This is a genomic window from Arthrobacter sp. 01T425 (assembly GCF_056398725.1).
On the sequence record NZ_JBFTPY010000001.1, the window covers coordinates 325,232 to 350,881 of the forward strand.

The following is a 25,650-nucleotide window of genomic DNA, read 5'->3' on the forward strand; positions in this document are numbered from 1 at the left end:
TCGAATCCTATGCGACGTTGTCGGGGTGGGAGCCGGTCCGGAAGCCGCGTTCGAGGCCGCCGACCTCCGTCATATCCAGCGGGGAGAGCTCAAAGTCGAAGACCTCGAAGTTTTCACGGATCCGCCCGGACGAGCTGGCCTTGGGGATGGCGATATTGCCCAGCTGCAGGTGCCAGCGCAGGATGATCTGTGCCGGCGTGCGGTCGTGTTCGGCCGCCAGGGCCAGGATCACGGGGTCCTTCAGGACCTGGCCGCGGCCCAAAGGACTCCACGCCTCGGTGCGGATACCCAGCAGCTCGTGCTTTTCCCGCAGTTCATCCTGCTGCAGCCAGGGATGAAGTTCGATCTGGTTCACGGCGGGCACCACCTCCGCCGTTTCCAGGAGCCGGTCCAGGTGCTGCGGCTGGAAGTTGGAGACGCCGATTGCGCGGACCTTGCCCTCGCGGTACAGCGTCTCCAGGGCCCGGTACGTTTCCGGGAACAGGCCACGGCGCGCGCACGGCCAATGGATCAGGTAGAGGTCGATGTATTCCAGGCCGAGGTTGGAGATCGAGGTGTCGAACGCACGCATGGTGGCGTCGTAGCCGTGGTCGTCATTCCAGACCTTGGTGGTGATGAAGAGGTCCTCGCGGGAAACGTAGGGTGCGGTTTCCCCAGGCCCGCCGCCGGTGCCCTCAAATCCGGACAGGGCACCGATTCCCTTGCCGACGCCCGTCTCGTTGCCGTACATGGCGGCGGTGTCGAAGTGCCGGTAGCCGGTCTCGACCGCCATGGTCACCAGGCTGGCGGCGTCGGCCGGGGGGACCTTGTACAGCCCGAACCCCAGCCGGTCGATCAATACGCCGTTGTTCAGGGTCAGCCGGGGGGAGAGTCTCATGACAAAGACTTTACCCACTGGCGCTGGCGAGTGCCGGACCGCCGTTGCCGCCGGCCGCGCCGGTCACGGTGCCCGCAACCGCTCAGCCCAGTCCGTCGAACCGGACGAGCCTGCGGGCGCTGGCCTCGTCCAGGATCAGGTCGGTGGCCAGTCCTGCCGCCAGCGCGCCCCTGAGCCCGTTGATTTTGGAAGCACCGGACACCACGCAGATGCGGCGCCGGACCTGGCGGAGCTGGGCCAGGTCCGGGCCGGTGGAGCGCGCGTTGAGCGTGATGCCGTCCGAGGACCCGTCGGCGCGGAAAAACACCGTGGCAACATCGCCCACCACATCGGAGTTCGCCAGGACGTTCAGGTCGTCTTCATCGAGGTAGCCGCCGGCGTAGACGTGGCTGGGGTAGTCGGCGTCGACCGATCCGACACCAAAGATCGCGATGCTCATCCGGGCCTGCAGCTCCAGGATCCGCTGAACACTCCGCTCATTCCACATTGCCCTTTTGGTCGCGGCGTGGTCGAAGAAGGCCGGCACGGGAAACTGTTCCACCCGTGCTCCGTAGGCGCTCCCGAACCGCCTCATGATGTCCGAGGCATAGGTGATGCCGGTGGTCTGCATGTTCCCGGCGCCGTTGAGCTGGACGATCACGCTGTCGTGGGTGATCTTGCGCGTCAGGTGCCGGCTCACGGCGCTCAGGGTGGAGCCCCATGCGACGCCGATGATGGCGTTGGAGTCCACCAGCGGTCCGATCGTCCGGGCAGCCTGCATGGCCACACGGTCCAGTGTTTCCGCCTCATTGAGGGTGTCCACCACCGGAACGACATGGACATCCACCTTGTATTCGGCGCGGATCATGCCCTCGAGTTCGGGCCCGGTGTCCAGCGGGCTGCGGATCTGGATCTGCACGAGACCCGAATCGCGCGCCGCGGACAACAGCCGGGAAACCGTGGACCGGGACGTCCGGAGCTCGCGGGCGATGGCGTCCATGGTCAGGTCCTGCAGGTAATACAGCTGGGCCGCGCGGAGGGCGTCGGACTGGCGTGATTGCATCATGACATTTCCCATCTGCACGTTTGTGCATAGTGCTTGACTCCATTTTCCATTAGTCCAAAGAATAGTGTTGAACGGCGCCGCGCCACGGGCGTGCCGCACAGAATCAAACCCAAGGGAGCAATTTTGGGACAGAAGGACTCAGTCGGCACACCGGCGAACGATCGCGCCTCGGTGCAGAAGCTGCGGACGCGGCGGCACGCGCAGGTTCTGATCATCGGAGGCGGAATCAACGGGGTCGGAACGTTCCGTGACCTGGCGCTGCAGGGCGTGGATGTGGCGCTCGTTGAGCGCGGCGATTACTGCCAGGGTGCCAGCGGCGCCTCTTCCCACATGATCCACGGCGGTATCCGGTACCTCGAAAACGGCGAGTTCCGCCTGGTCCAGGAGTCGGTGACCGAGCGCAACAGGCTTCTGCGGATCGCGCCGCACTACGTCAAGCCGCTGCAGACCACGATCCCGATCTTCAGCACCTTCTCCGGGGTCCTGGCCGCCCCCATGCGCTTCCTGACCCACAAGCAGGGCAAGCACACCGAACGCGGGGCGTTCCTGATCAAGCTCGGCCTGAGCATGTACGACTTCTTCTCCCGCGACGGCGGCACGGTTCCGCGCCACCAGTTCCGCGGACGCAAACGCGCCCTCGCCGAGCTGCCCCGCCTGCACCCCGGGATCAAGTACGCGGCCACGTACTTCGACGCCTCCGTCCACAACCCCGAGCGCCTCACCCTCGACGTGCTCCAGGACGGCGAGAAGGCCGGCGGCGCGGACGGCCACGCCCGCGCCAGCAACTACGTCTCCCTGGTCTCGCTGGGCGGCTCCGGAACCCCCGGAACCCCCAGCACCCCCGGAACCACTGTCCAGCTGCGCGATGAACTGACCGGTGAGGTGTTCGACTTCACTGCCGACGTTGTCGTGAACACCACCGGCGCCTGGGTCGACCTGACCAACGAGGCCATGGGGGCGGCGTCGTCGTTCATGGGCGGAACCAAGGGTTCGCACATCGTGCTGGACCATCCGGAGCTGCTCGCGGCGTGCAACGGCCGCGAAATCTTCTTCGAGCACACCGACGGCCGGATCGTACTGATCTACCCGATGGGGGACCGCGTCCTGGTCGGCACCACCGACGTCGACGCCGACATGGCCCAGGACGCCGTGTGCACCGAAGCGGAAATCGACTACTTCTTTGACCTGATCGGCCACGTGTTCCCGGACATCCCGGTGGGCCGGGACCAGATTGTCTACTCGTTCTCCGGTGTTCGGCCGCTTCCGAAGCACGACGCGACCCAGCCCGGCTTCGTCAGCAGGGACTACCGGATCGAACGCCGTGCGGCGGCGGGCGGCGCCGTCCTCAGCCTCGTCGGCGGCAAGTGGACCACGTTCCGGGCCCTCGCCGAGCACCTGAGCAACGACGTCCTGGCCGAACTCGGTATGGAACGGAAGGTTTCGACGGCGAAGCTCGCCATCGGCGGCGGCGCCGGCTTCCCGGACAGCGAGGACGGCGTCCAGCGCTGGATCAAGGCCCACATGTCGGCCGGCCGCGACGCCGCCCGCGTCACCGGGCTGCTGACCCGCTACGGGACCCGTGCCGAAGAAGTCATCCGCTTCCTGGACGGGGCCGCGGCCGGCGAGCCGGACCGGCTGCTGCATTCCACCCGCGAGCTGAGCACCCGGGAACTGGAGTTCATGGCCGCCCATGAGCAGATCGGGCACCTCGTGGACGTCCTCATCCGCCGCACGTCCCTGGCTTTTCGCGGCCTGGTGACAGGGGAACTGCTCAACGAAGTCGCGGACATCCTTTCCGGACCGCTCGGCTGGGACGCGGCACGCCGGGCCTCAGAGATCAGCCACGCACAGGAGGTGCTACAGCGGTTCCACGGTGTCCGGGTCCACAGCCTGGTCGCCTGATATTGCTTGCGTGCCCGGGCAGGGAAGCCCGGGTGCAAGCACTGCGCGGTCCGCCCTGGCGGCCGGCGCAGTGGCCGGCCGGCAGCACGAACATGCTGCCGGCCCCACGGCTTCCAAACTCGCGGAGGCCGACAACAGAAAATAGAGGAGTCAAAGATGTCTCTTGGAATAGTTTTCCTATCCGAATTATTCGGTACCGCCATGCTGACCCTGCTGGGTTGCGGCGTTGTGGCCAACGTTGCGCTCAAAGGCACCAAGGGCAACAACGGCGGGTTCCTCATGGTCACCTGGGGGTGGGGCCTTGCCGTCTTCTCCGGTGTCTATGTTGCTTCTATCTCAGGTGCGCACCTGAACCCGGCCGTGACTTTTGGCCTGCTGGTCAACGGCAAGAAGTTGTACGCCCCCGGTGTTCCGGTTGACTTCGCCTCGACCCTGACGTACTTCGGCGGTGAACTGACCGGTGCCTTCCTCGGCGCGGTCGTGATGTGGCTGGCCCACAAGCAGCACTTTGATCTCGAGCAGGAGCCCGCCAGTCAGCTGGCCGTCTTCTCCACGGGCCCGGCGATCCGCTCCAACCAGTGGAACCTGATCACCGAGATCATCGGCACCTTTGTCCTCGTGTTCGTTATCCTGACCTTCGGCGGGACGCCTTCCGGGCTCGGCCCGCTGTCGGTGGCCCTGCTGGTCGTCGGTATCGGTGTTTCGCTCGGCGGCCCCACCGGCTACGCCATCAACCCCGCCCGTGACCTGGGCCCCCGCATCGCGCACGCCTTGCTCCCCATCAAGGGCAAGGGCTCCAGCGACTGGAGCTACTCCTGGATCCCGGTGGTCGGTCCGCTCATTGGCGGCGGCCTCGGCGGCCTCGTGGCAGCAGTCGTGCCGATCATCATCCCCGTCATCCCTCACTAACTGCCCGTTCAACCGTCAGTACAACTGCCACGCCAAACAGACAAGGACGTCACTATGAACCAGTACGTAGTTGCAATCGACCAGGGGACCACGAGCACCCGAGCCATCGTGTTCGACCACAGCGGCAGCATCGTCTCCTCCGGCCAGATGGAGCACGAGCAGATCTTCCCCCAGCCCGGCTGGGTGGAGCACAACCCCGCTGAAATCTGGAACAACACCCGCGAGGTGATCGGCTCGGCCCTGTCCAAGGCGAACCTGACCCGGCACGACATCGCCGCCGTCGGCATCACCAACCAGCGCGAAACAGCGGTGGTGTGGGACAAGACCACCGGCGAGGCGATCTACAACGCCATCGTGTGGCAGGACACCCGCACCCAGCCGATCGTGGACGAACTCGCGAAGGACGGCGGCGTAGAACGCTTCAAGCAGAAGGTGGGCCTGCCGCTGGCGACCTACTTCTCGGGCACCAAGATCAAGTGGATCCTGGACAACGTCGAGGGCGCCCGGGCCAAGGCGGAGGCCGGCGACCTCGTCTTCGGCAACACCGACTGCTGGGTGCTCTGGAACCTGACCGGCGGGACCGACGGCGGAGTGCACGTCACCGACGTGACCAACGCCTCACGGACCATGTTCATGGATCTTGAGACGCTGTCGTGGGACCAGGAGATTCTGGACGCGTTCGGCGTCCCGGCCTCCATGATGCCGGCCATCAAGTCCTCCTCCGAGGTCTATGGCACGGTGCACACCTCCCAGCTGCTTCGCGAGGTTCCTGTGGCCGGGATCCTGGGCGACCAGCAGGCGGCCACGTTCGGGCAGGCGGCGTTCGATGCCGGGGAAGCCAAGAACACCTACGGCACGGGCTGCTTCCTGATCTTCAACACGGCCGAGGAAATTATCCATTCCAAGAACGGGCTGCTGACCACCGTCGGCTACAAGCTCGGCGACGCGGCGCCGCACTACGCGCTGGAGGGCTCCATTGCCGTCACCGGTTCCTTGATCCAGTGGCTGCGGGACAACCTCGGCATGATCAGCAGCGCCCCGGAGGTCGAGACCCTCGCGGCCTCGGTGGAGGACAACGGCGGTGTGTACATTGTGCCGGCATTCTCCGGCCTCTTCGCACCGTACTGGCGCTCGGACGCCCGCGGCGCCATTGTGGGCCTGACCCGCTATGTTACCAAGGCCCATATCGCCCGCGCGGCGCTGGAGGCCACCGCCTTCCAGACCCGTGAGGTGCTGGACGCCGTCAACGCCGACTCCGGCGTACCGCTGACGGAGCTGAAGGTCGACGGCGGCATGGTCGCCAACGACGCCCTGATGCAGTTCCAGGCGGACATCCTCGGCGTGCCGGTCATCCGTCCGAAGGTGGTCGAGACGACGGCGTTGGGCGCAGCCTACGCGGCCGGCCTGGCGGTCGGATTCTGGAAGGACCTGGGCGAGTGCTCGGCCAACTGGGCCGAGGACAAGCGGTGGGAGCCGCAAATGGACCAGGCCGAGCGGGAACGCCAGATGCGTCTCTGGAAGAAGGCCGTCACCAAGTCGATGGACTGGGTTGACGACGACGTGAAGTAGGCGCGCACAAGGAGCCCCGGCCGGGAAGATCCCGGCCGGGGCTCCTTTGTCTATTGCCCGGGAGCGGCAGGGCCGTTAGTGGTAGTGGTGGCCATCGTAGCCACGTGCCACCTCAGCGCGCGGCGTCTTCGCGTAGACGTCCTTGCTGACCGTGTAGCCCCGGCGGTCGATCTGCAGTGCCTGCTCGTTGACGCTCTTCAGCTCGGAGCGGCTGAGCTTCTTGATCTTGACGAGATTCAGGAACTCCTGGTCCTCTCCGCCCACGGCCGTGACCTTGATCAGACCCGTGTGCTTGGAATAGAACTTTCGCTGGTGGCCGGCGCTTGGCGGGTCCAGCGGGTTGAACTCATCGATGACCAGCACATCGCTGTAGCAACCAGTGGCGACGCAGACGCGTTGGTCCTTCGCGAACACATCACCGCAGTCCAGGAAGTCCACGCTGGGTGCGTAGGCCTGGGGGTAGGCGGGGGTCTTCAGGCGCGGGTGGCTCTGCATGGCGATGCCCGCCTGGGCCTTGTCGATGCCGCTGATGAACGTACTTGGCGCACCCACAAGCTTCCCGTTCTCGTACTCCTCCGGATATTCGCCGAAGAGCCACACGTCGCCCTTCCGTGTCTCGGCGAAGAAGGCAAGTTCCGATTCCGCGAGCTCACCGTCGGAGTAGTCCCGGTCCCATATCGCGATGGTCTTCACCCCGTCGATCACCTTGGTCAGCCCCGTGACCGTGCTGACAACCTTGCGGGTGGTTGTCCCGTCCGGGGAGACTACTTTGCCGGTGGTGGTGTACTGCATGCCGGGTTCGAGGGGGAACCACTTGTTGTCAATCTCCGGCCTGGACGGGAAGGCGCTGCGGTTGAATTTGATTGCCGAGCCGGGGCCGCACAGTTCCTGCGAACGGGCGGCCGCCGGCGCGGTGGCTGCCGTCGCCGCGGCCGCCGTCGCCGCCGTCAGCGACGCCACCACCAGCAAGACCGCGGAGCCGTAAGCGGTAAATCTCTTAGATAGTGGAGTCATCTGACTGGCCTCTCATTGTTGGTAGTTGTTGCTATACGGCTGATACAGGTTCCGGCTCGCGGGGCTGACGGTCATGACGTGCCGGACCCTTCTTGGCGAACCGCAGGTAGAGCGATGGAACGATGAACAGGTTGACCAGTGTCGATGTCACCAGCCCGCCCAGGATCACCACGGCCATGGGGTGCTCGATCTCATGGCCGGGGCGGTTGCCCATCACCACCAGCGGGACCAGGGCGAGTGCGGTGGCGAGCGTGGTCATCAGGATTGGTGACAGGCGTTCGGCTGCGCCCCGCAGGACCAGGTCCCGGCCGAACGGCACGCCTTCGAACTGTTCCAGGTGCTGGCAGTGGTTGATGAGCAGGATGCCGTTGCGGGCGGCGATGCCCATCACTGTCAGGAACCCGACCAGCGACCCGAGGGACAGGATTCCGCCGCTCATGTGCGCGGCGATCACCCCGCCCACCAGTGCCACCGGCAGCGTCAGGATGCCCAGAACGGCAAGCCGCCAGCTCCGGAATGCCGCCTGGAGCAGGAGGAACACCACAACCAGGGCGCCCATCGCGAAGAGGAGAAGCCGCTGCGAGGCGGCCTGCCGCTCCGCGTATTCGCCCAGGATCTCGGCGCTGTATCCGGTGGGGAACTCCACGGACTTGAGATCGGATTCGAGCTTCTCGACGACTTTGGCCAGATCGCCTTCCTTGACGTTGGCGCTGACATCGAGGCGGCGGGACCCTTCCGAACGCTCAATGACGTTGGGAGTGGGCTTTACCGTGATCTTGGCGACATCGGCCACCCGGATCTTCTGCCCGCTGGGAGTGTCCAGCGGGAGGTTCTCGATACTTGTGACGCTGGTCCGGATCGCCGGAGGACTCCAGACCTGGACGTCATAGGCCTTGCCGTCCCGGTAGACGTCGCCGACCTCTTCGCCGGATACCAGGGTGGCTGCGGCACGGCGGACGTCACCGGGCTTCAGGCCGTAGCGGTTGGCGGCGTCCAGGTTCACCTCGACGTCCACCTGCGGAACGTTGACCTGGAGTGCGACTTTGGCTCCGATGGCACCCTCGATGCCGGCCAGGGCAGTCTTGACCTTGTCCGCCTGCTTCTTCAGCGTGTCCAGGTCATCGCCGTACACGCGGACCACGATCGAGTAGCCCGTACCGGTGAGCACCTCGCGGACACGTTCCTTGAGGTAGGTCTGGACGTCCCGGTGGATGCCGGGATACCCGTCCACGACCTGCTGGATGGAGGCCAGGGTCTTGTCGTAGTCGACCGAGGGGTCAACGCTGATCCAGTTCTCGCCAAAGTTGACCCCCACCACCTCATCGGCGGCGAAGGCCTGGCCGATGTGGGACCCGCAGTTGTTGACGCCGGCAATGGTCATCAGCTCCTGGCAGGCCAGTTGGCTGACGCGCACTTCCTCGGCGTTGGAGGTGCCGGGTTGCGTGACCCAGTGCATGAGGAAGTCACGTTCCTTGAACGAGGGCAACAGTGACTGGCCCAGGAGCGGGGCCGCTATGATTCCGACGACGCCGAGTGCCCCCACCGCGAGGTAGCCCGGGAGCGGGCGTTTCACAATGGGACGCAGGGCGGCGCCGTACCAGCGCTTGAGGACCCGGACCACCGGCGGATCGCGGTCTTCCAGCTTGGCATTGCGCAGGAAGATGTACGCCATGGCCGGCGTGACCGTGAGGGCCACCAGCATGGACGCCAAAACCGCCAGGGTGTAGGCGGTCGCCAGGGGCCGGAAGAAGGCGCCCGTCAGGCCGTCCAGGAAGAAGATCGGTACCGTGGCGGCAACGATAATCAGGGTGGCGTAGACGATGGGGCCGCGGACTTCCAGGGAGGCGTTGACGACCACGCGGGCGGTGCTTTCGGTCCCGCCGCTGGCGCGGTGGTGCCGGAGCCGCCTGACGATGTTCTCGACGTCGATGATGGCATCGTCCACCACGACCCCGACGGCAATCACCAGCCCCGCAAGCACCATCGTATTAATCGTGCCTCCGGTCCAATACAGCACCAGAGCCGCTGCCATCAGCGACAACGGGATCGCCGTCACGCTCACCAGGGCTGTCCGCCATTGGAACAGGAAGACGCTCAGCACCAGGACGACCAGGAAGCAGCCCAGCAGCAGCGCGAGGCTCAGGTTGCCGAGCGACTCCTCGATGAACGAGGCGGGCCGGAACAGGGTGGTGTCGACTGCGATTCCGGTCAGGCCGGGCTGCAGTTCCTTGAGCGCTTCCTCGACCCCGCGGGTGACTTCGAGGGTGTTGCCCCACGGCAGCTTTTCGACGATCAGCATCAGTCCGGGGCCGCCATTGATGACCGCGTCACCGATCAGTTGCTGGTGGTCCTCCACGACGGTTGCCACGTCGGCGAGCTTCAGGGGAGGCAGTCCCTCGCGTTCCTCCAGTGGCACCTGGGCAACGTCCGCCGGAGACGTGATGGGTTGTACGTGCCTGATGGACATGCTCTGGCTGGGTGTTTCCAGCGCCCCTCCGGTGCCGATCAAGGCACCGGGGGAGTACTTGAGCAGGCCGGCGTCCAAGGCGTCGGACGTGGAGTTCATGACGTTTTCCAGCGTCACGTTGTTGGCTGCCAGCTTGGTCGGATCAACCTGGACCTGGAGCATCTGAAGCCGTTCGCCCCAGATCGCAACGTTCGCCACGCCAGGCACCCGCAGCAGGTGTGCCCGGATGTTCCAGTAGGAAACCATGGACATTTCGATCAGGGAGCGGGTCTCGGAGGAGAGCCCGATCTTCATGACACGGCTGGTGGAGGACAGCGGCTGGAGCATTATTGGCGGCGCCGCCCAGGTCGGCAGGGTCGGTATGACCGTTGCCATCCGCTCCGACACCAGCTGCCGGGCGGTGAGCAGATCGGTCCCGGGTTTGAACTCCATCACGATGGCGGACAGCTGCGACACAGACTTCGACCGCATCTGGTCCAGGCCGTCTATGCCGTTGAAGGCCTGCTCCATCGGAACCGTTACGAGTTCCTCGACTTCGGAGGCAGTGAGACCCAGACATGCCGTCTGAACCTCGACGCGGGGCGGTGCGAACTCCGGGAAAACATCCACCGAAGCGCTGCTGAGTTGCGCGCCGCCCACGATCATGAGGGCGGCCGCCATCGCAATGATGATCGACCGGAACCTCAGGCTTGCAGCGACAATCCGGCGCATGTCAGTGCGCCGTATCGAATTCAGCGCCGAAGAGTTCAGCCGCGCCGACGGTTACGATTGCGGTGCCGACCGCGGGGCCGGCCGAGGCCGTGACCACTCCGTCCTCCACCTTGGCTACCGTGACCGGCTGCCGCTGGTAGACCCGCGGGGCCGGGTTGGTGTACACCCAGGTTTTTCCGCTGGCGTCGTAGAGCAGGGCTGAGTAGGGCACGAGGATGTCCTTACCCTTTCCGGCCTTGACGGTGTCGGTCTTCAGGTCGAGGCGTTCGATTCCCTTCTCCGTCAACGTCAGTTTCGCGATGCCTGTTGCGGCATTCTTCTCCACCTTGGCGGGTTCGTTGGCCGAGACGGCGGCGGGAGCCGCCGCCGTCGTCTGGGCACATGCGGGCAACGCGAACAAAAGTGCTGCGCATACAGCGGCCGCCAGGGGCAGGCGCCGCGAGGGCTGTTGGCTGGTCATTTTGCTTCCACCTTTTCCTGCGTAACGGGCTGGACGGGAACTTCGGCCTCGTACACTTCGGCCCACTCTTCCGGGGCGGAACCGGGCCCGAACCAGAGTGCGAGCAGGGGGAGTACGAAGATCCCGATGAGAGTTGTCGTGATGAGTCCGCAGACGATGATCAGGGCCATCGGGCCCAGGAAGGACCCGCCGACGGCGCCGCCGAAGAGTCCCGGCGGGATCAGGATCGCCACCGTGATCAGGGCTGCCTTCAGAATGGGCGAGACCCGGTCCCGGGCCGCCATCATGATGACCTTGTCAGGGGACTCGTGTGGGGCGGCCCGCCACAGCTCATCCGTCCGGGCGGAGAGCAGCGCCGCGTTGCGGGCGGCAACGGCCAGCACCGCGGCAAAGGCCGTGAGCGCCAGCACAGTGATGGCGCCTCCCGCGATCCACGCTGCCACGGCGGCCCCGGCCAGCGCGGCCGGCAGGGACAGGAAGATGGCAAGCGCCAGCTTCCAGCTCCGCACCGCTGTCTGGAGAAGGAGCAGGATTCCCAGAAGGGCAGCCGCGCCGATCCACAGAACCATGGCGTCCCCGGCGAGCTGTTCACTGTACTTCGTGGGGATTTCGGCGTGGTATTCCAGCGGGAACTGGATCTGCTCGATCGCCGCGTCGATGTCGCGCTGGATATCCGCGAGCGGACGTCCGCTGACCTCGGCCACCACATCGATCCGGCGTGAGGTGTCATCGTGCAGAATCACGACTTCATTGGGAACGAGCCGGATGTCGGCGATTTGGCCCAGCTGGACCTGGCCGCCGCTTGGCGTGTCCAGCAGGAGCTCACGGATGCTGGTCAGGTCATCCCGGACGTCCACCGCGCCGCGCACCACCACTTCAAAGACCTTCTGCTGTTCGAAGAGGTTGCCGACGACGATGCCTTGCATCAGGGCGGCGGCGGCGCGGCGTGCGTCGCCGGGTTTGATGCCGACCTTCTGCGCCGCCTCGAGGTTGACCTCGACTTCGACGATGGGCGTCATGGCGCTGGCGTTGATCGTCGGGTTCTTCACGCCGTCGACCTTTTCGATGGCCTTGCGGACCTCTTCTGCCTTCTCGCGCAGGACGGGCAAGTCTGTTCCGTAGACGCGGACAGCGAATCCGGGATCCATGCTGCTGCGCTCCTGGCCGATCTGCTGCTGGGAGTAGTTCACCACGTTGTGGGCGATGCCGGGGTAGCCCTGGACGACGTCACGGACCGCCTGCTCCGTTTCGCTGAAGTCGGCATCCGGTGTGATGGACACCCAGAGTTCCGCCGAACTGTTCCCGACAACCTGGTCGGAGGAAATGGCGCGGCCGATGTGGCCGCCAACTCCCGAGACACCAGGCAGGGTCCGCAGTTCGTCGGACGCCTTGGACGCCACCCGACGCACCTCGTCGTTGGACGTGCCTGCCATCGAGTCCCACTGCACCAGGAGTGTCCGGTCCGGAATCGTCGGCACGACCGCCCGGTTCCCGACCAGCTGCGATGCCGCGGCGAGCCCCAGCAGTCCAACGACGGCGACAGCGACAATGCCGAGGGCACGGCGGGAACGTGCCCCCTCGAGTGCCCTGTCGTACGTGGACCTGGCCCGGACAACACCGGGCGAGTCCGCCCGCCGGGCTTTCTCACCGGGAAGCAGGAGATATGCCAGGACCGGTGTCACGGACAAACCCACCAGCATTGACACGGCAAGCGCCAACGCCAGGGACCAGAAGAGGGGCTGGAAGAACGCACCGCCGACTCCCGTGACGAACAGCGTCGGTACGAGCGCGAGGGTCATGATGAGCGACCCGTGGAACAGCGGTGTGCGGACGCTGCGGACAAGCTGGACCATGCGGAACCTGATGGTGGCATCTGTCTCGGTCCCGGTGGTCCGCAACGGCCGGCGCCGCTGCGCCTGCACATCCTCCACGATGTCTCCGACAATCACAGAGACGCCCAGCAAGATGCCGGCGAGGATCGAGATATTCAGTGTGGAGTCGAGCAAGTAGAGCACCACTCCCGCCGCCATGACGGTGGTGCTGATCGCCACGAGGGCGATCACGGCCACCCGCCAGGAGCGGAACAGGGCCCAGAAGAGCAGCACGGCGATCAGGAGGCTCACGAGCAGCGCCAGGCCGAGTCCGTCCACGGCATCCTGCAGGAAGGAGGCGGGCCGGAAGACGGACGTATCCATCTGGATTCCGGAAAGCCCGGGCTGCATATCGTTCAGCGCAGCCTCGAGGTCCTTGGTGACCTGCAGCGTGCTGGCTCCGGGGAACTTCTCCACGACCAGCAGGAGGCCCGCATCCTGGCCGACGACGGCATCGCCGATCAGCGGCTGGTGGTCCTCCTTCACCTGGGCAATGTCACCCAGGAGCATGGGAGATCCGGCGTCTTCGACACTGACCTTGGCCAGGTCCTCCGGTGTTCGGATGGGCAGCACGTGCTGGATGCCCAGGCGTTGGCTCGGCGACTCCACGAACCCGCCCGTGCCGGGGGTGGACGCCTCAAGGAAGCTCAGCGGCGACACCCAGACTGCGTTGCCGGTGGTCTTGATGACCTGTTCGAGCGTGATGCCCTTGTCACGCAGCTGCGTGGGGGTCACCTCTACTTGGAGCTGCTGTTCGCGCTGTCCCCAAATGGAAACGTTGGCGACCCCGGGAATGCCGATCAGCCGCGGCTTGATCTTCCACCGGGCCAGGACCGACATTTCGATCCCGGAAAGCTCTTTGGAGCTCATCCGGACCATAAGGACGCGGCTGGTGGACGACAACGGCTGCATGATCAGCGGCGGCGCCGAGACGTTCGGCAGCGCGTGGGCCTGGGTCATGCGTTCGGCCACGAGCTGGCGCGCGCGCAGAAGGTCGGTGCCCGGCTCGAACACGAGCTCGATCGAGGACAGGCCGGGAACTGATTTGGACCGGATTTCATCGAGCCACGCCACCCCGTTAAGGAGGTCGGCTTCCATCGGGGCAGTGATGAGCTGTTCAACTTCGGCAGCTGAGAGGCCCAGGGCCTCGGTCTGGATCTCGACGTGGGCCGGGGCGAACTCGGGCATGCTGTCGATGGCGACGTGGGGGACGTTCACTACCCCGAAGGCAATGAGTCCGGCCGCCATGGCGAGAACCAGGATGCGGAACTGCATACTGAAACGGGTGATCCAGCCGAACATGGCTAGCCCTGTTCCAGGGAGCCGGCGTCGCAGGTGCGGCCGGCGGGGGATTTCGGCAAGTGCACGGAAGAATTGCGCAATTGATACATGACAGGCTCCTCAACCCGAGACCATTTGCGAATCCCCCCAAGAGATCCCATTTCTTGCTGATCTTTATCGAATAGTGTTCCCATTTGAATCGTTTGGCAAGATCAAAATTTTAGGCCTGCTTCACGGTTTTTCACGGGTTTCTCCCAGCTTGGAGGCTCACAATGCGCTCTCCGAAGAAACTTCGCGGAAGGGCCCGGGCGCCCGTGGCCGGCCACCCGGGTGTTCGTTGTTTTTCTACTTGTTTTCCGCGCCGAGCTACCCGAATTTCTGTCGTAGTTACTTGCCCGATACGTCGGGCAATTGGCAGTAAGTACCGCTATTCCATAGGTATGTCGTTTGTAACAATTGCGGACATAGCAGCCCGCACAGGCCGCCGGAGCGCGAGTCGACTGCGACTACCGGGCCGCAACCGGCCCGTCGGTTCAGCACGAACCAGCCCGAGGGGCTAAAGTGGTCCTATGCGCGCCGTGCTCCTGCTTAGCTAGCCGCCCGGCATCCCGGCGAGACCTCGTTTCCGAAGAGTCCCCGGATTGCCGAGCGGCGGCCCCTCCATGTCGAGGGGCTTTTGTGTGTCCGGGGTAAATTCCGGTCCGCAACGCACGAAGTTACAGCAGGAGTACCACGTACGGACAGTATGGAGTCAGGACCGGGCAGCCGGCCGTGACAGTGCAGACTTGATGGTGAACAGGCCTGGCGGCAGGCAGGCCTGAAGGTAGACAGGCCTGGGTAACAGGCCGCACAGAACAGAAGAGGCCAGCAGTGAGCGTTCAGCCGGAAACACAGACCGGATCGCCAGCAGCCGTGGCGGAGGGGCCTGAGGAAGGTGCCTACAGCTTCGCGGCAATGGAAGCCAAATGGCCGCAGGTCTGGGAAGACCTGAAGGTCTTCACGCCGCTCGACGACGGCTCAAAGGAACGCCGCTACGTGCTGGACATGTTCCCGTATCCGTCCGGTGACCTTCACATGGGCCACGCCGAGGCGTTCGCGATGGGCGACGTTGTGGCGCGCTACCTGCGCCAGCAGGGCTACGACGTGCTGCACCCGATCGGCTGGGACTCCTTCGGCCTGCCCGCGGAAAACGCGGCGATCAAACGCAACGCGCACCCCAGTGAGTGGACGTACGCCAACATCGACACCCAGGCGGCGTCGTTCAAGCGCTACGCAATCTCCGCGGACTGGTCCCGCCGGCTGCACACCTCGGACCCGGAGTACTACCGCTGGACCCAGTGGCTGTTCACGCGGTTCTACGAACGTGGACTGGCCTACCGCAAGAATTCGCCGGTCAACTGGTGCCCCAAGGATCAGACCGTGCTGGCCAACGAACAGGTGGTCAACGGCGCCTGCGAGCGGTGTGGCACTCCCGTGACCAAGAAGTCCCTGAACCAGTGGTACTTCAAGATCACCGACTACGCTGACCGCCTGCTCGATGACATGGACGAACTGCGCGGGCACTGGCCCGAACGCGTCCTGGCGATGCAGAAAAACTGGATCGGCCGTTCCGAGGGTGCCCACGTCAACTTCGTGATCGAGGCCGACGGCGGCAAGGCCGCCAAGGACGTCACCGTCTTCACGACGCGCCCGGACACCCTCTACGGCGCCACGTTCTTCGTCGTCGCCGCCGACGCGCCGCTCGCAGTCGAACTGGTCACCGACGAGCACGCCGCCGCCCTGGACGCCTACCGGGAACAGGTCAAGGCGCTCTCCGAAATCGAGCGCCAGTCCACCGAGCGCGAAAAGACCGGCGTCTTCACCGGGCGCTACGCGACCAACCCGCTCAACGGCGAAAAGCTGCCCGTCTGGGCCGCCGACTATGTCCTGGCCGACTATGGCACAGGCGCCATCATGGCCGTCCCGGCCCACGACCAGCGCGACCTCGACTTCGCCAAGACCTTTGACCTGCCCGTCCGGGCAGTCCTGGACACGGGCGAGGAAGACCCGGCTGCCACGGGCATCGCCACCACCGGCGAGGGGACCCTGATCAACTCCGGCGGCCTCGACGGGCTGCCCAAGGCCGAGGCCATCCCGGCGGCCATCGAAATCCTGCGCGAGTTGGGCACCGGCGAGAAGTTCGTGAACTTCCGGCTGCGTGACTGGCTGCTCAGCCGGCAGCGGTTCTGGGGCACACCGATCCCCATCATCCACTGCCCGGCCTGCGGGGAGGTCCCGGTCCCGGATGATCAGCTGCCCGTGACCCTGCCGGCGGACCTGCGCGGCGAGGACCTGTCCCCGAAGGGCACGTCACCGCTCGCCGCGGTCGAAAGCTGGGTCAATGTCGAGTGCCCCAACTGCCAGGGACCGGCCAAGCGGGACACGGACACGATGGACACCTTCGTGGATTCCTCCTGGTACTTCCTGCGCTTCGTCTCTCCGCAGTACACCGGCGGTCCGTTCGATCCGGAGAAGATCAACGACTGGATGCCGGTCGGACAGTACGTGGGCGGCGTGGAGCACGCCATCCTCCACCTGCTCTATGCGCGGTTCTTCACCAAGGTCATCCACGACCTCGGCATGATCGAGGCGGACGAGCCGTTCAGCGCACTGCTGAACCAGGGGCAGGTGCTCAACGGCGGCAAGGCCATGAGCAAGTCCCTGGGCAACGGCGTCGACCTCGGCGAGCAGTTGGACAAGTTCGGTGTGGACGCTGTCCGCCTGACCATGATCTTCGCCTCCCCGCCGGAGGACGACGTCGACTGGGCGGACGTATCGCCGTCGGGCTCCGCGAAGTTCCTGGCCCGGGCCTGGCGCCTCGGCCAGGACGTCACAAGCGCACCCGGCGTCGATGCCGCCACCGGTGACCGTGCCCTGCGCACCGTCACCCACCGCACGATCGCCGATGCGCAGGCCCTGCTGGACAACAACAAGTTCAACGTGGTTGTCGCAAAGCTGATGGAACTGGTCAACGCGACCCGCAAGACCATAGATGCAGCCAGCGGTGCCGGCGGTGCGGACCCAGCAGTCCGCGAGGCCGTCGAGGCCGTAGCCGTAATCCTGAGCCTGTTTGCACCGTATACCGCCGAGGATCTGTGGAACGTCCTGGGGCACCCGGCATCGGTCGCCAACGCCGGCTGGCCCACGCACGACGACGCACTCCTCGTGGAGGACACGGTCACCGCCGTCGTCCAGGTGCAGGGCAAGGTGCGGGACCGGCTGGAGGTTTCCCCGGACATCTCCGAGGAGGACCTGCGCGAACTGGCGCTGGCATCGGAAAATGTCCAGCGCGCCCTCGATGGCCGTGCCCTGCGCACGGTGATCGTACGGGCGCCTAAACTGGTCAACATCGTCCCGGCCTAGCCGGACGTACCAGCCTGACACTGGCCGCCGGCTGATCCCGGCGGCCAGTGCAGACAACCAGCGCAGACAATGGGACGGGCACAAGTGCCCCCGCCGGAGAAGTAAGTCCACGCGTCCCCAAAGCAGGAGGTCCTTCGTGCCACACCGCGAGCCGTCAGGCTGGCCATGGCTGCGCGAGCGGCTTGTTCGCCTGCGGCAGGGTTCCCGGGACAGCATCCCCGAAGCGGCTCCCGCCGCCGTCGTGCAGGTTGCGGTGGTCACGGACTCTGCCGCCGCGCTGCCCGCGGACTGGGTCCGGGCTTTCGCTGCTGACGGCCGGCTCACCGTGGTCCCGATGCCCGTGATGGTCGGCGCCGAAATCTACGGCGAGGGTGAGGACGACATTGCGGAGACCATCGCCGTGGCCCTGGCCAGCGGCAAGCCCGTCAAGACCTCGCGTCCGTCACCGGGGCAGTTTGAACACGCCTACCGGGAGGCCAGCGAGCGTGGCTTCCAGTCCGTGGTCTCCATTCACATCTCCGCGGGGCTGTCCGGGACAGCCGACGCCGCCCGCCTGGCAGCCCAACGGGTCGGCATGCCGGTAGAGGTCCTCGACTCCCGGACGGTCGGAATGGCCCAGGGGATGGGCGTGCAGGGCGCGGTGGTCGCGGCCGCCGACGGCAGGAGCGCGGCCGACGTCTTGGCCTTCGCACAGGACCGGCTGGACCGTACCAAAGTGTACTTCTATGTCCCGACCCTGGAACAGTTGCGCCGGGGCGGCCGGATCGGGGCGGCGGCCTCGCTCTGGGGGACCATGTTCTCCATCAAACCCATCCTGGCGGTGGAAGACGGCCGGATCATCCCGCTGGAAAAGGTCCGGTCAGCGGCGAAGGCCATCGCACGCCTGGAAGAAATCGTGGCCGCGGACGCCTCCGGCCGCCCTGCCGGGCAGGCGCGGCTGGCTGTGCACCACTTTGGCAACCAGGCCGAGGCCGAAGACCTTGCCCGGCGCCTGGCCGTGGCATTACCGGCATGTCCGCCGGCCCAGATCAGCGCTCTCCCGGCAGTCCTGGCGGCACACGCCGGGCTCGGTGTGCTCGCCGTGATCGTGGGGGAGGGCAGCACCCCTGCGGCAGCGAAGCCCGATGCCTTCGCCGGGGACATCGCCAGCCCGGACAGCGGGGAAGCGCACCCTGGCAGGGCGGCGGCCGAAGCGACGGAAACCGGCGACTAGCGCGGCGGGTCCATGTGCTCCATCTGCGCGGACGCCGGACTCTGGCCGTGAACGGGCGGCGGCGGTAAAGTCACTCCACCGAACCCAGCGAACCAGCGAATCCGGAGGCCGCCATGGCAATGCAGGTGCACCACGTAGTCCAGTTCGATCGCGACGTTGCCGAAGAGGTGACCAAGTGGCTGAAATACCTCAAAGGCCAAGTGACCAGCGTTCAATTCCTCACCACCACGGTCCCGGATCCCAAGGCGGCGGATAAATGGCGGGTGCAGTACGAGGCATACATCACCTATCAGAAGTGAACCCCCCGACTGTAGCTGCGTTTCAGGGGGTAGGCACGGGCGATGTCCGTCCGGGCGTGGGCGATGCTGTACGCGCGAGTGTGGCTGGTTCCGTTGGCGCTGTCTCTGGCGTTGTCCCTGACACGGTGGTTGGTGGGGCGGTGGTTGGTGGGGCGGCCGGCTCGGACGTTGGCGGGGCGGGCGTTTCCGGGACCGTCGGTGGGGCGGCCGGCTCGGACGTTGGCGGGGCGGGCGTTTCCGGGACCGTCGGTGGGGCGGCCGGCTCGGACGTTGGCGGGGCGGGCGTTTCCGGGACCGTCGGTGGGGCGGCCGGCTCGGACGTTGGCGCGGCGGGCGTTTCCGGGACCGTCGGTGGCGCGGCCGGCTCGGACGTTGGTGCGGCGGGCGTTTCCGGGACCGTCGGCACGGTGACTGGCGCGGACGTTGGCTCGGTGGTAGGTATGACGGTTGGCGTCGTGGGCGCGGGTACCGACACTGACGTTGGTGGAGTCGTTGGCGTTAGGGAGGCCGGCGGGGCTGTGGGAGGCGGAGTCGTTGGCGGCGGGGTTGGCCCGGGGTCTGGCTGATTCGGCCCGATAGTGTAGCTGGGCTGCTGGCCTGAGCCGTTGACCCACAGGGCGGCCTGCACCCGGCGGGCACTTCCGGGCTCCAGCCACCAGAGCACCTGTACGTTGCAGTGGTAGACAATCGTGACATTGGCGACGGCGCCCTGCGGCGGAACTGCATGGATCGAGGTGGCGGCTGTTTGGGTGGTCCAGATGAAATTCTGGTCGGCAGTCATTCCGGCCGTGCCGTCGACCGAAACATGCGCTATGCCGTACAGACCGTACTGGGGGCAGAAACTGCTTTCCAGAGAAAAATTGACCACCTGGGTTGAGGTGGCTTGCGTTGTGTCTGCCACGACCGGCGGGGCTGGCAGCATGGTGCCGCCAAGCGCCAGCACCGCCGCGGGCCCAAACAACCACTTCATTGCACACCAGCTTTCGACGCCTGAAATTTACCTCCAGGCGATCAGGGTTGCCCCCAGCCGGCAAAGTCTTCTCGATTGGATGCAGACGTTACCACCGGGTCCGGGCGGGCACCAGCGTAGGGAATACTTGCCTGATGCCGCGGATCTACGCGTATTACTCAGGTATATCCACATACGCCCGGTCCCCGGTATCAGCGGGGGTGAGGGCTGCCTAGAGTCGTTCCATGCCACGCCGCAACCCGGGAACTGAATCCGCCACAGGCGTCAGGGTTGCCCGTGATCGCCTGGCAGCGACGCGCTGGGCTGCCCGGGGTGCGGAAGATACTGCGGAGCCGGGCGAATCCCCGGCTCCGGGCCGGGAACCGGGCGACTCAGCGGGGCTGCTGGAGTTGCAAGTTCCGGCGCCCGGCAGCCCTGTCCCGGTCCGGGCTGATGGCGTCCTCGCTGCTGGACGATGCGTCGGTGGCGACCCTTCACACCATGCTGATGAAACCCGCGGGTACCGCCGGGGAAGAAGGCCGACGCTGGCTATGCGATTTCGGGCCAGGACAGGGGTTAAGGCCGCTGCCCTGCTGGGCGTCCTTGCCGTGGTGCTGGGCGGCTGCTTCTGGTGGCAGGCCGGAACCGGCGGCGCGCAGGTGGTGGCTCTCAGCGACTCCGCCCCCGCCGCCGAGGAAGCACCCGATCCGGCGGATGACGGGTCAACCGCGCCGCCGGGAGATGAGGCCACCGCGGCGCCCGAAAGGATCGAGGTCCACGTTGCCGGTGCCGTGGCCAGCCCGGGGGTGGTTCAACTGCCGGCGGGAAGCCGGCTGCATGAGGCGATTGCAGCGGCGGGCGGGCCCACGGTTCTCGGGGATCCGGACCGACTCAACCTGGCCGCCGTGCTTGAGGATGGGCAGAAGGTCCTGGTGCCCATCCGCGGCGAACCCGATGAGGCCGATACGCCCACGGACGGCTCACCTGCGCCCGGTTCCGGTCCGGGCGGCACGGGGCCAGTCGGCGGGGGCGGGAAGGTCAACCTCAACACCGCCGGCCTTGAGGAACTCGGGACCCTCCCGCGCGTCGGGCCGGTGCTGGCGCAGCGGATCGTGGATTGGCGCCAGCAGCACGGGCGGTTCAAGACAGTGCAGGAGCTCGACGCCGTCGACGGGATCGGTCCGAAGTTGCTCGAGGCCCTGCTCCCGTTGGTGGGTATCTGACGTGGCAAATCCTGAGATGGAAAAGCCTGACACTGCACAGCCTGGCACTGCACGGCGTGGCGTGGACCGGACCGGCCCGCTGGGTTCTGTGGCGGTCCCGCAGAGTCGCTGGCAGCGCTACGTCGATGCGGCCGTCGATTCCCCGGCGCGTGCGGAGCACGAGGATCCGGTGGCCTCCGGCCGGATCCGCGGATCCGGTAAACCCGCGCGAGACACCGCCGCGCGTCGGCGCCCGATCGAACGGACACGACGGACGGACCTTCGTCTGGTGCTCCCGGCACTTCTTGTCTGGGGGACCGCCGTTGCCGGAAACTGGCTGTCCCCTGCAGGGCTGGCCGGTCTCTGCACGGCGCTGGCGGCGGCCGGAGGCATGCTCTTCCTGGCCGGTCGCGTCATCCTCGGCCGTTCTGGGCTCCGCCCGGCGAGGGAGCGGGGCGCCAGGATTGGGCGGGGTGGCCACGGGCGCGGCCGCAGCGCCGGGCAGGCGGTTCCGCGCAGCACTCGCGCCACAGTGGCAGCGGCGCTGCTGTTGTCCTCCGCGGCAGGCTCACACGCCGCCGTCGAGGCCTCCCGGCGGCACGACGGCGCCATCGCAGAAGCTGTGGCCGCCCGCGCGGCCGTCGTCGCGGAACTGGAAATTGCAGGCGCCCCACGGCCGCTCAGGATTCCCGGTGCCGGTGGCCTGCCGGACCGCTGGGCAGTTCCCGTGATCCTGACGGCGATGACCTTCGGCGGCCACAGGGTCGCCGGGGACGCACGGATCGTCGTCATGGGCGGGGCCACCTGGGGAGACGCCGTTCCGGGCCAGCACCTGCGCGCCCCAGGCAAACTCCGTCCCGCCGCGCCAGGGGAGCCGGAGGCCGGACTCCTGGCAGCGACGTCGGCGCCAACCCTGCTGCGGGGACCCGGGCCCTGGCAGCAGGGTCCCGGGGAGCTTCGCCGCGCCTTCACCGCCGCGGCGGCAAGGTTCGGGGGCGACGCCGGCGGGCTGCTGCCCGGCATGGTCACCGGCGACACCAGCGCCCTGGACCCCGAGTTGGAAGCCGCCATGAAGACCGTCGGGATGACGCACCTGACCGCCGTCAGCGGGGCCAACTGCAGCCTGATCCTCGGGACGCTGCTGCTCGCCGCCCGCACGCTCCGCCTTCCGCGCGCGGCCGCCGCCGCGGCCAGCCTCGCGGGGCTGGCGCTGTTCGTCCTCATGGTGGGACCGGATCCGAGTGTGCTGCGGGCCGCACTCATGGGCAGCATCGGCCTCGCGTCCGTAGCTCTTGGCCGGGCGGGGCGCGGACTCAGCCTGCTCTGTGTTGCCGTCATCGGCCTGCTGCTGGCGCAGCCGGTCCTGGCTGCCAGCTTCGGATTCCTGCTCTCGGTCCTGGCCACGCTGGGAATCGTGGTCGCCGGACGCCGCATCATGGACTGGCTGCCGCCTTCGGTTCCGCGCTGGGCGGCAGCCGGCGTCGCCGTACCCCTGTCTGCCCAGCTCTTCTGCGCCCCGGCGATCGTGTTGTTGCAGCCGCAGTTCGGCGCCTACACCCTGCCCGCGAATGTGGCCGCCGCAGCGCTCGTGGCGCCAGTTACACTCCTCGGCACGGCCGCCGTGGTGCTCCTGCCCGCTCTCCCGGCCGCAGCGGGCCTCCTCATGGCCGCCGCTGCTGCCTTCGCAGGTGCGGTGGCGGGGGTCGCCCGGTTCTTCGCGGCACTCCCGGGCGCCGCCCTGCCGTGGCCGGAAGGAGTCTTTGGTGCAGCCACCATGGGAATCTTTTCCGCGGCTGTGCTGGCGGCGGCGTGGCTCGCCCTGCACCCTGCCGCGGCCGCCCGTGGCGTCCTCGCGGCACACGCACGGGTGGTCGCCGTCCTCGACGGACGCTCGCATGCGGCGGCACGGTCAGCCGTCCGGCGGGCCGTCAGCCGCGGCTTGGAGCACCGGTCCGGGCGTGGGACGCTTAGAGTCCGCAAACCAACTTCCGGGAGGAATCGAGAGTGGCTGCTGCCCAGACCCAACGGCCCAGGACCTCGGCGTCGAACACCGCCACCTGGCGCGATGTGACACCTGCTGCCGTCGTCCTGGTGGGCGGTCCGGAAGACTACATAGGTGCCCGGGCCATGGACCGTATCCGCGCGCAGGTCCGCGCGGTGGCGCCCGACGTCGAAATTACGCGGCTCAATGCCGGCAGCTACACGGCCGGGTCCCTGGCCATGAACGTCAGCCCTTCACTGTTCGGCGAACAAAAGCTCATCGAGGTCGACGGGCTCGAGGCGATGAACGATGCCTTCCTCGCCGATGCCCTGAAGTATGTGGTCCAGCCCGAACCGGAGGCCTTCCTGGTGCTCCGCCACGGCGGGGGAGTCCGCGGCAAGAAGCTGCTGGACGCCATCAAGGCCGCGGGCTGGCCCGTTGTCGACTGCCAGCCGCTCAAGAAAGACGCCGAGAAGATCGCCTTCGTCACGGCCGAGTTCCGGGCGGCCTCCCGGCGTATCGACCCCGACGCCGTGCACGCCCTGGTCAATGCGGTTGGCGCGCAGCTCGCGGAACTCGCCGCCGCCTGCAGCCAGCTGATCGCTGACGCCACCACCGGCGTGGACGCGGCCATGGTGGACAAGTACTACGGCGGCCGGGTCGAGGCAACGGGTTTCAAGGTCGCCGACGCCGCGATGGCCGGCAACGGCCCGCTGGCCCTCTCCACACTTCGCCACGCCCTGGCCACCGGCGCGGACCCGGTGCCGATCGTGGCTGCCCTGGCGTCGAAGTTGCGTTCCCTGGCCAAGGTGGCCGGCGCGCAGGGGTCGTCCTCGCAGATCGCCAAGCAACTGGGTATGCAGCCCTGGCTCGTCGAACAGGCCCAGCGGGAAGTCCGGCGCTGGACGCCCGAGGGGCTGGTCCGCTCGATCCAGGTCACCGCCGAGGCCGACGCCCAGGTCAAGGGCCTCTCCCGGGATCCTGTCTATGCCGTGGAACATGCGGTAACGGTGATTGCCACCTCGGCCAGGAGTTCCTGACACCCGCGTTCGAACCCAGGGGCCCGGCGTGTCGGCCCTGCGAGTCCGGCCGGACCGGGGCCCGGCGTGTCGGCCCTGCGGGTCCGGCCGGACCGGGGCCCGGCGTGTTGGCCCTGCGAGTCCGGCCGGACCAGGTGCGGCGTGTCGGCCCTGCTGGCGCGGACCCGGCAGCGGGCAGCCGGCGGGGTACCGGAGTAGTACGAGAACGGGTGCGGAGTCGGCCCCTTGCGGAACCGGTTTAACTGGATGTGGCCGGCACCCCAGGGGGTGCCGGCCACAATCATCAGTTCAAGTGAACTGGAAACCTTAGAGCGCGTTGACCTTCTTGGAGATGGCCGACTTGCGGTTTGCAGCGTTGTTCTTGTGGAGAACACCCTTGCTGACGGCCTTGTCCAGCTTGCGGCTGGCAGAAAGCAGTGCAACAGCCGCAGCATCCTTGTCGGTGGACTCAACGGCGGTGTTGACGGCGCGGATGGCCGTCTTCAGCTCAGACTTGACTGCGTTGTTGCGCAGGCGAGCCTTTTCGTTGGTCAGGATGCGCTTCTTCTGGGACTTGATATTAGCCACGTGTGAACTCTCTTTTTCAATGCGGAAAATGGTCTAGAGGGCTTTCAGATTGGCCATTGACTGAGCGGCGTGGGGATACCTATGGCGACCAACCATCTGTGGCCGTCGACCTGCACGGACACACAGCTGTAAATAATAGCAGAGATCAACGTACAGGCACGAGTGCGGGTGGCGATCCGCCGCCGCGCACGGTGTCCGCCGGGTCAGCTCCAGCCGTGCCGCTGCCGCAGCGCGGCCGCGATGTGGTTGAAGCGGCCTGCGTCCAGGATCGCTCCTTCGCGCCGGATGTCCTTCGCGTTGATCTGCAGAACCCGGTCCAGCTTCGCTTCGCTGGGCCGCCACTGGCGGTCCCAGGGTCCCGTGCCGATGTCCACGTAGTCATCCGACCGGCGGGAGTCGCCGTCGTGGTCCTTGCTCGTCAGCATCAGGCCCAACAAATACCGGCCGCTGGTGCCCACCAGCAGCACCGGGCGGTCCTTGCCCTGGGAGTAGTCCTCTTCGTAGGGCACCCAGGTCCAGACGATTTCGCCGGGCTCGGGCAGGCCGTTGGGTGCGGGGGCGTAGCGGACGGCGGCCCGCCCCCGGAAGTCGCCGGGATATGTTCCGGTCAGTCCGGCGGCCGGGGCGCCGCCTGTGGAGCGGGCCGGGGTGCCGGGACGCGCCTGGCCCGGCCGCCGCTTCGCCGCAGGCTTTCGGGCGGGTTTTGCCGCCGGCCCGCGGGTGGTTCCCGGTGCGGAGCCGCCAAGTTTATCCAGGAAGCGCAGGGCATCGCGGACCGCGCCGCTGATCGATCGTAAGTTCCAAGCCATGGGGAAACCATACCGGCAACCCCTGCAGAGAAAGGGGCAGGGAATGAGCGGGGGAGAGGTGGGGCAGAGGGTGGCCGCAGTC

At 66.8% G+C, this 25,650-nt stretch carries 18 protein-coding genes; 9 read left to right on the plus strand and 9 right to left on the minus strand.

Annotated features, from left to right (window positions below; genetic code table 11):
- Window positions 1-7: 7 nt before the first annotated feature.
- A complete protein-coding gene (locus AC1DNG_RS01560; protein ID WP_476849290.1) occupies window positions 8-877 on the minus strand; it encodes an aldo/keto reductase in 870 nt (289 codons plus the stop codon).
- Window positions 878-959: 82 nt separating this feature from the next.
- The gene (locus AC1DNG_RS01565) at window positions 960-1,922 is read right to left on the minus strand and encodes a sugar-binding transcriptional regulator (protein WP_476849289.1); all 963 of its coding nucleotides are present in this window, start codon (window positions 1,920-1,922) and stop codon (window positions 960-962) included.
- Between the two features lie 123 nt (window positions 1,923-2,045).
- Between AC1DNG_RS01565 and AC1DNG_RS01570 the strand changes: the two genes are divergently transcribed.
- The 3 genes from AC1DNG_RS01570 (at window position 2,046) to glpK (ending at window position 6,302) form a co-directional block, all read left to right on the plus strand.
- Window positions 2,046-3,824 carry a glycerol-3-phosphate dehydrogenase/oxidase gene (locus AC1DNG_RS01570; protein WP_476886473.1) on the plus strand — a complete coding sequence of 593 codons (1,779 nt, stop codon included), beginning with the start codon at window positions 2,046-2,048 and terminating at the stop codon, window positions 3,822-3,824.
- Between the two features lie 156 nt (window positions 3,825-3,980).
- Entirely contained in the window at window positions 3,981-4,733 is a 753-nt protein-coding gene (locus tag AC1DNG_RS01575; protein ID WP_476857068.1) for an MIP/aquaporin family protein, read from the plus strand.
- 54 nt (window positions 4,734-4,787) lie between these two features.
- Window positions 4,788-6,302, plus strand: coding sequence for a glycerol kinase GlpK (glpK, locus tag AC1DNG_RS01580; protein ID WP_476857067.1), 1,515 nt, complete (start codon window positions 4,788-4,790; stop codon window positions 6,300-6,302).
- 75 nt (window positions 6,303-6,377) lie between these two features.
- On the opposite strand, the gene AC1DNG_RS01585 is transcribed toward glpK, so the two are convergent.
- From AC1DNG_RS01585 to AC1DNG_RS01600, 4 genes are read right to left on the minus strand one after another with little or no spacing between them, the layout of a single operon-like run.
- Window positions 6,378-7,316: a hypothetical protein gene (locus AC1DNG_RS01585; RefSeq protein WP_476870907.1), complete on the minus strand. Its 939-nt coding sequence runs from the start codon at window positions 7,314-7,316 to the stop codon at window positions 6,378-6,380.
- Window positions 7,317-7,347: 31 nt separating this feature from the next.
- The gene (locus AC1DNG_RS01590; RefSeq protein WP_476886474.1) at window positions 7,348-10,494 is read right to left on the minus strand and encodes an efflux RND transporter permease subunit; all 3,147 of its coding nucleotides are present in this window, start codon (window positions 10,492-10,494) and stop codon (window positions 7,348-7,350) included.
- A 1-nt stretch (window position 10,495) separates the two neighbouring features.
- Window positions 10,496-10,954 carry a hypothetical protein gene (locus AC1DNG_RS01595; protein WP_476886475.1) on the minus strand — a complete coding sequence of 153 codons (459 nt, stop codon included), beginning with the start codon at window positions 10,952-10,954 and terminating at the stop codon, window positions 10,496-10,498.
- Window positions 10,951-14,100 carry an efflux RND transporter permease subunit gene (locus AC1DNG_RS01600; protein WP_476886476.1) on the minus strand — a complete coding sequence of 1,050 codons (3,150 nt, stop codon included), beginning with the start codon at window positions 14,098-14,100 and terminating at the stop codon, window positions 10,951-10,953. The genes AC1DNG_RS01595 and AC1DNG_RS01600 overlap by 4 nt, the downstream gene beginning before the upstream one ends.
- A gap of 876 nt (window positions 14,101-14,976) precedes the next feature.
- Between AC1DNG_RS01600 and leuS the strand changes: the two genes are divergently transcribed.
- The 3 genes from leuS to AC1DNG_RS01615 all read left to right on the plus strand — a co-directional run bounded on the left by leuS (window position 14,977) and on the right by AC1DNG_RS01615 (window position 19,020).
- A complete protein-coding gene (gene leuS / locus AC1DNG_RS01605; RefSeq protein WP_476886477.1) occupies window positions 14,977-17,508 on the plus strand; it encodes a leucine--tRNA ligase in 2,532 nt (843 codons plus the stop codon).
- A gap of 136 nt (window positions 17,509-17,644) precedes the next feature.
- Window positions 17,645-18,721 (plus strand): DegV family protein, encoded by a 1,077-nt coding sequence (locus AC1DNG_RS01610; RefSeq protein WP_476886478.1) that lies wholly within the window; start codon window positions 17,645-17,647, stop codon window positions 18,719-18,721.
- A 119-nt stretch (window positions 18,722-18,840) separates the two neighbouring features.
- The gene (locus tag AC1DNG_RS01615; RefSeq protein ID WP_476849342.1) at window positions 18,841-19,020 is read left to right on the plus strand and encodes a hypothetical protein; all 180 of its coding nucleotides are present in this window, start codon (window positions 18,841-18,843) and stop codon (window positions 19,018-19,020) included.
- Here the strand turns inward: AC1DNG_RS01615 and AC1DNG_RS01620 are convergent.
- A complete protein-coding gene (locus AC1DNG_RS01620) occupies window positions 19,011-19,634 on the minus strand; it encodes a hypothetical protein (protein ID WP_476886479.1) in 624 nt (207 codons plus the stop codon). The two genes, AC1DNG_RS01615 and AC1DNG_RS01620, sit on opposite strands and share 10 nt — an antisense overlap.
- A gap of 886 nt (window positions 19,635-20,520) precedes the next feature.
- On the opposite strand from AC1DNG_RS01620, the gene AC1DNG_RS01625 reads away from it, so the two are divergent.
- From AC1DNG_RS01625 to holA, 3 genes are read left to right on the plus strand one after another with little or no spacing between them, the layout of a single operon-like run.
- Window positions 20,521-21,192: a ComEA family DNA-binding protein gene (locus AC1DNG_RS01625; protein WP_476886480.1), complete on the plus strand. Its 672-nt coding sequence runs from the start codon at window positions 20,521-20,523 to the stop codon at window positions 21,190-21,192.
- Between the two features lie 16 nt (window positions 21,193-21,208).
- Window positions 21,209-23,242 carry a ComEC/Rec2 family competence protein gene (locus AC1DNG_RS01630; protein WP_476886481.1) on the plus strand — a complete coding sequence of 678 codons (2,034 nt, stop codon included), beginning with the start codon at window positions 21,209-21,211 and terminating at the stop codon, window positions 23,240-23,242.
- Window positions 23,176-24,192, plus strand: a complete 1,017-nt coding sequence (gene holA / locus AC1DNG_RS01635; protein WP_028276695.1) for a DNA polymerase III subunit delta — start codon at window positions 23,176-23,178, stop codon at window positions 24,190-24,192. The genes AC1DNG_RS01630 and holA overlap by 67 nt, the downstream gene beginning before the upstream one ends.
- 306 nt (window positions 24,193-24,498) lie before the next feature.
- Here holA and rpsT read toward each other — a convergent pair whose 3' ends face one another.
- Complete coding sequence (gene rpsT / locus AC1DNG_RS01640; RefSeq protein ID WP_018773112.1) at window positions 24,499-24,759, minus strand: 30S ribosomal protein S20; 261 nt, start codon at window positions 24,757-24,759, stop codon at window positions 24,499-24,501.
- Window positions 24,760-24,962: 203 nt separating this feature from the next.
- Window positions 24,963-25,568 carry a type II toxin-antitoxin system PemK/MazF family toxin gene (locus AC1DNG_RS01645; protein ID WP_028276696.1) on the minus strand — a complete coding sequence of 202 codons (606 nt, stop codon included), beginning with the start codon at window positions 25,566-25,568 and terminating at the stop codon, window positions 24,963-24,965.
- Window positions 25,569-25,650 lie beyond the last annotated feature (82 nt).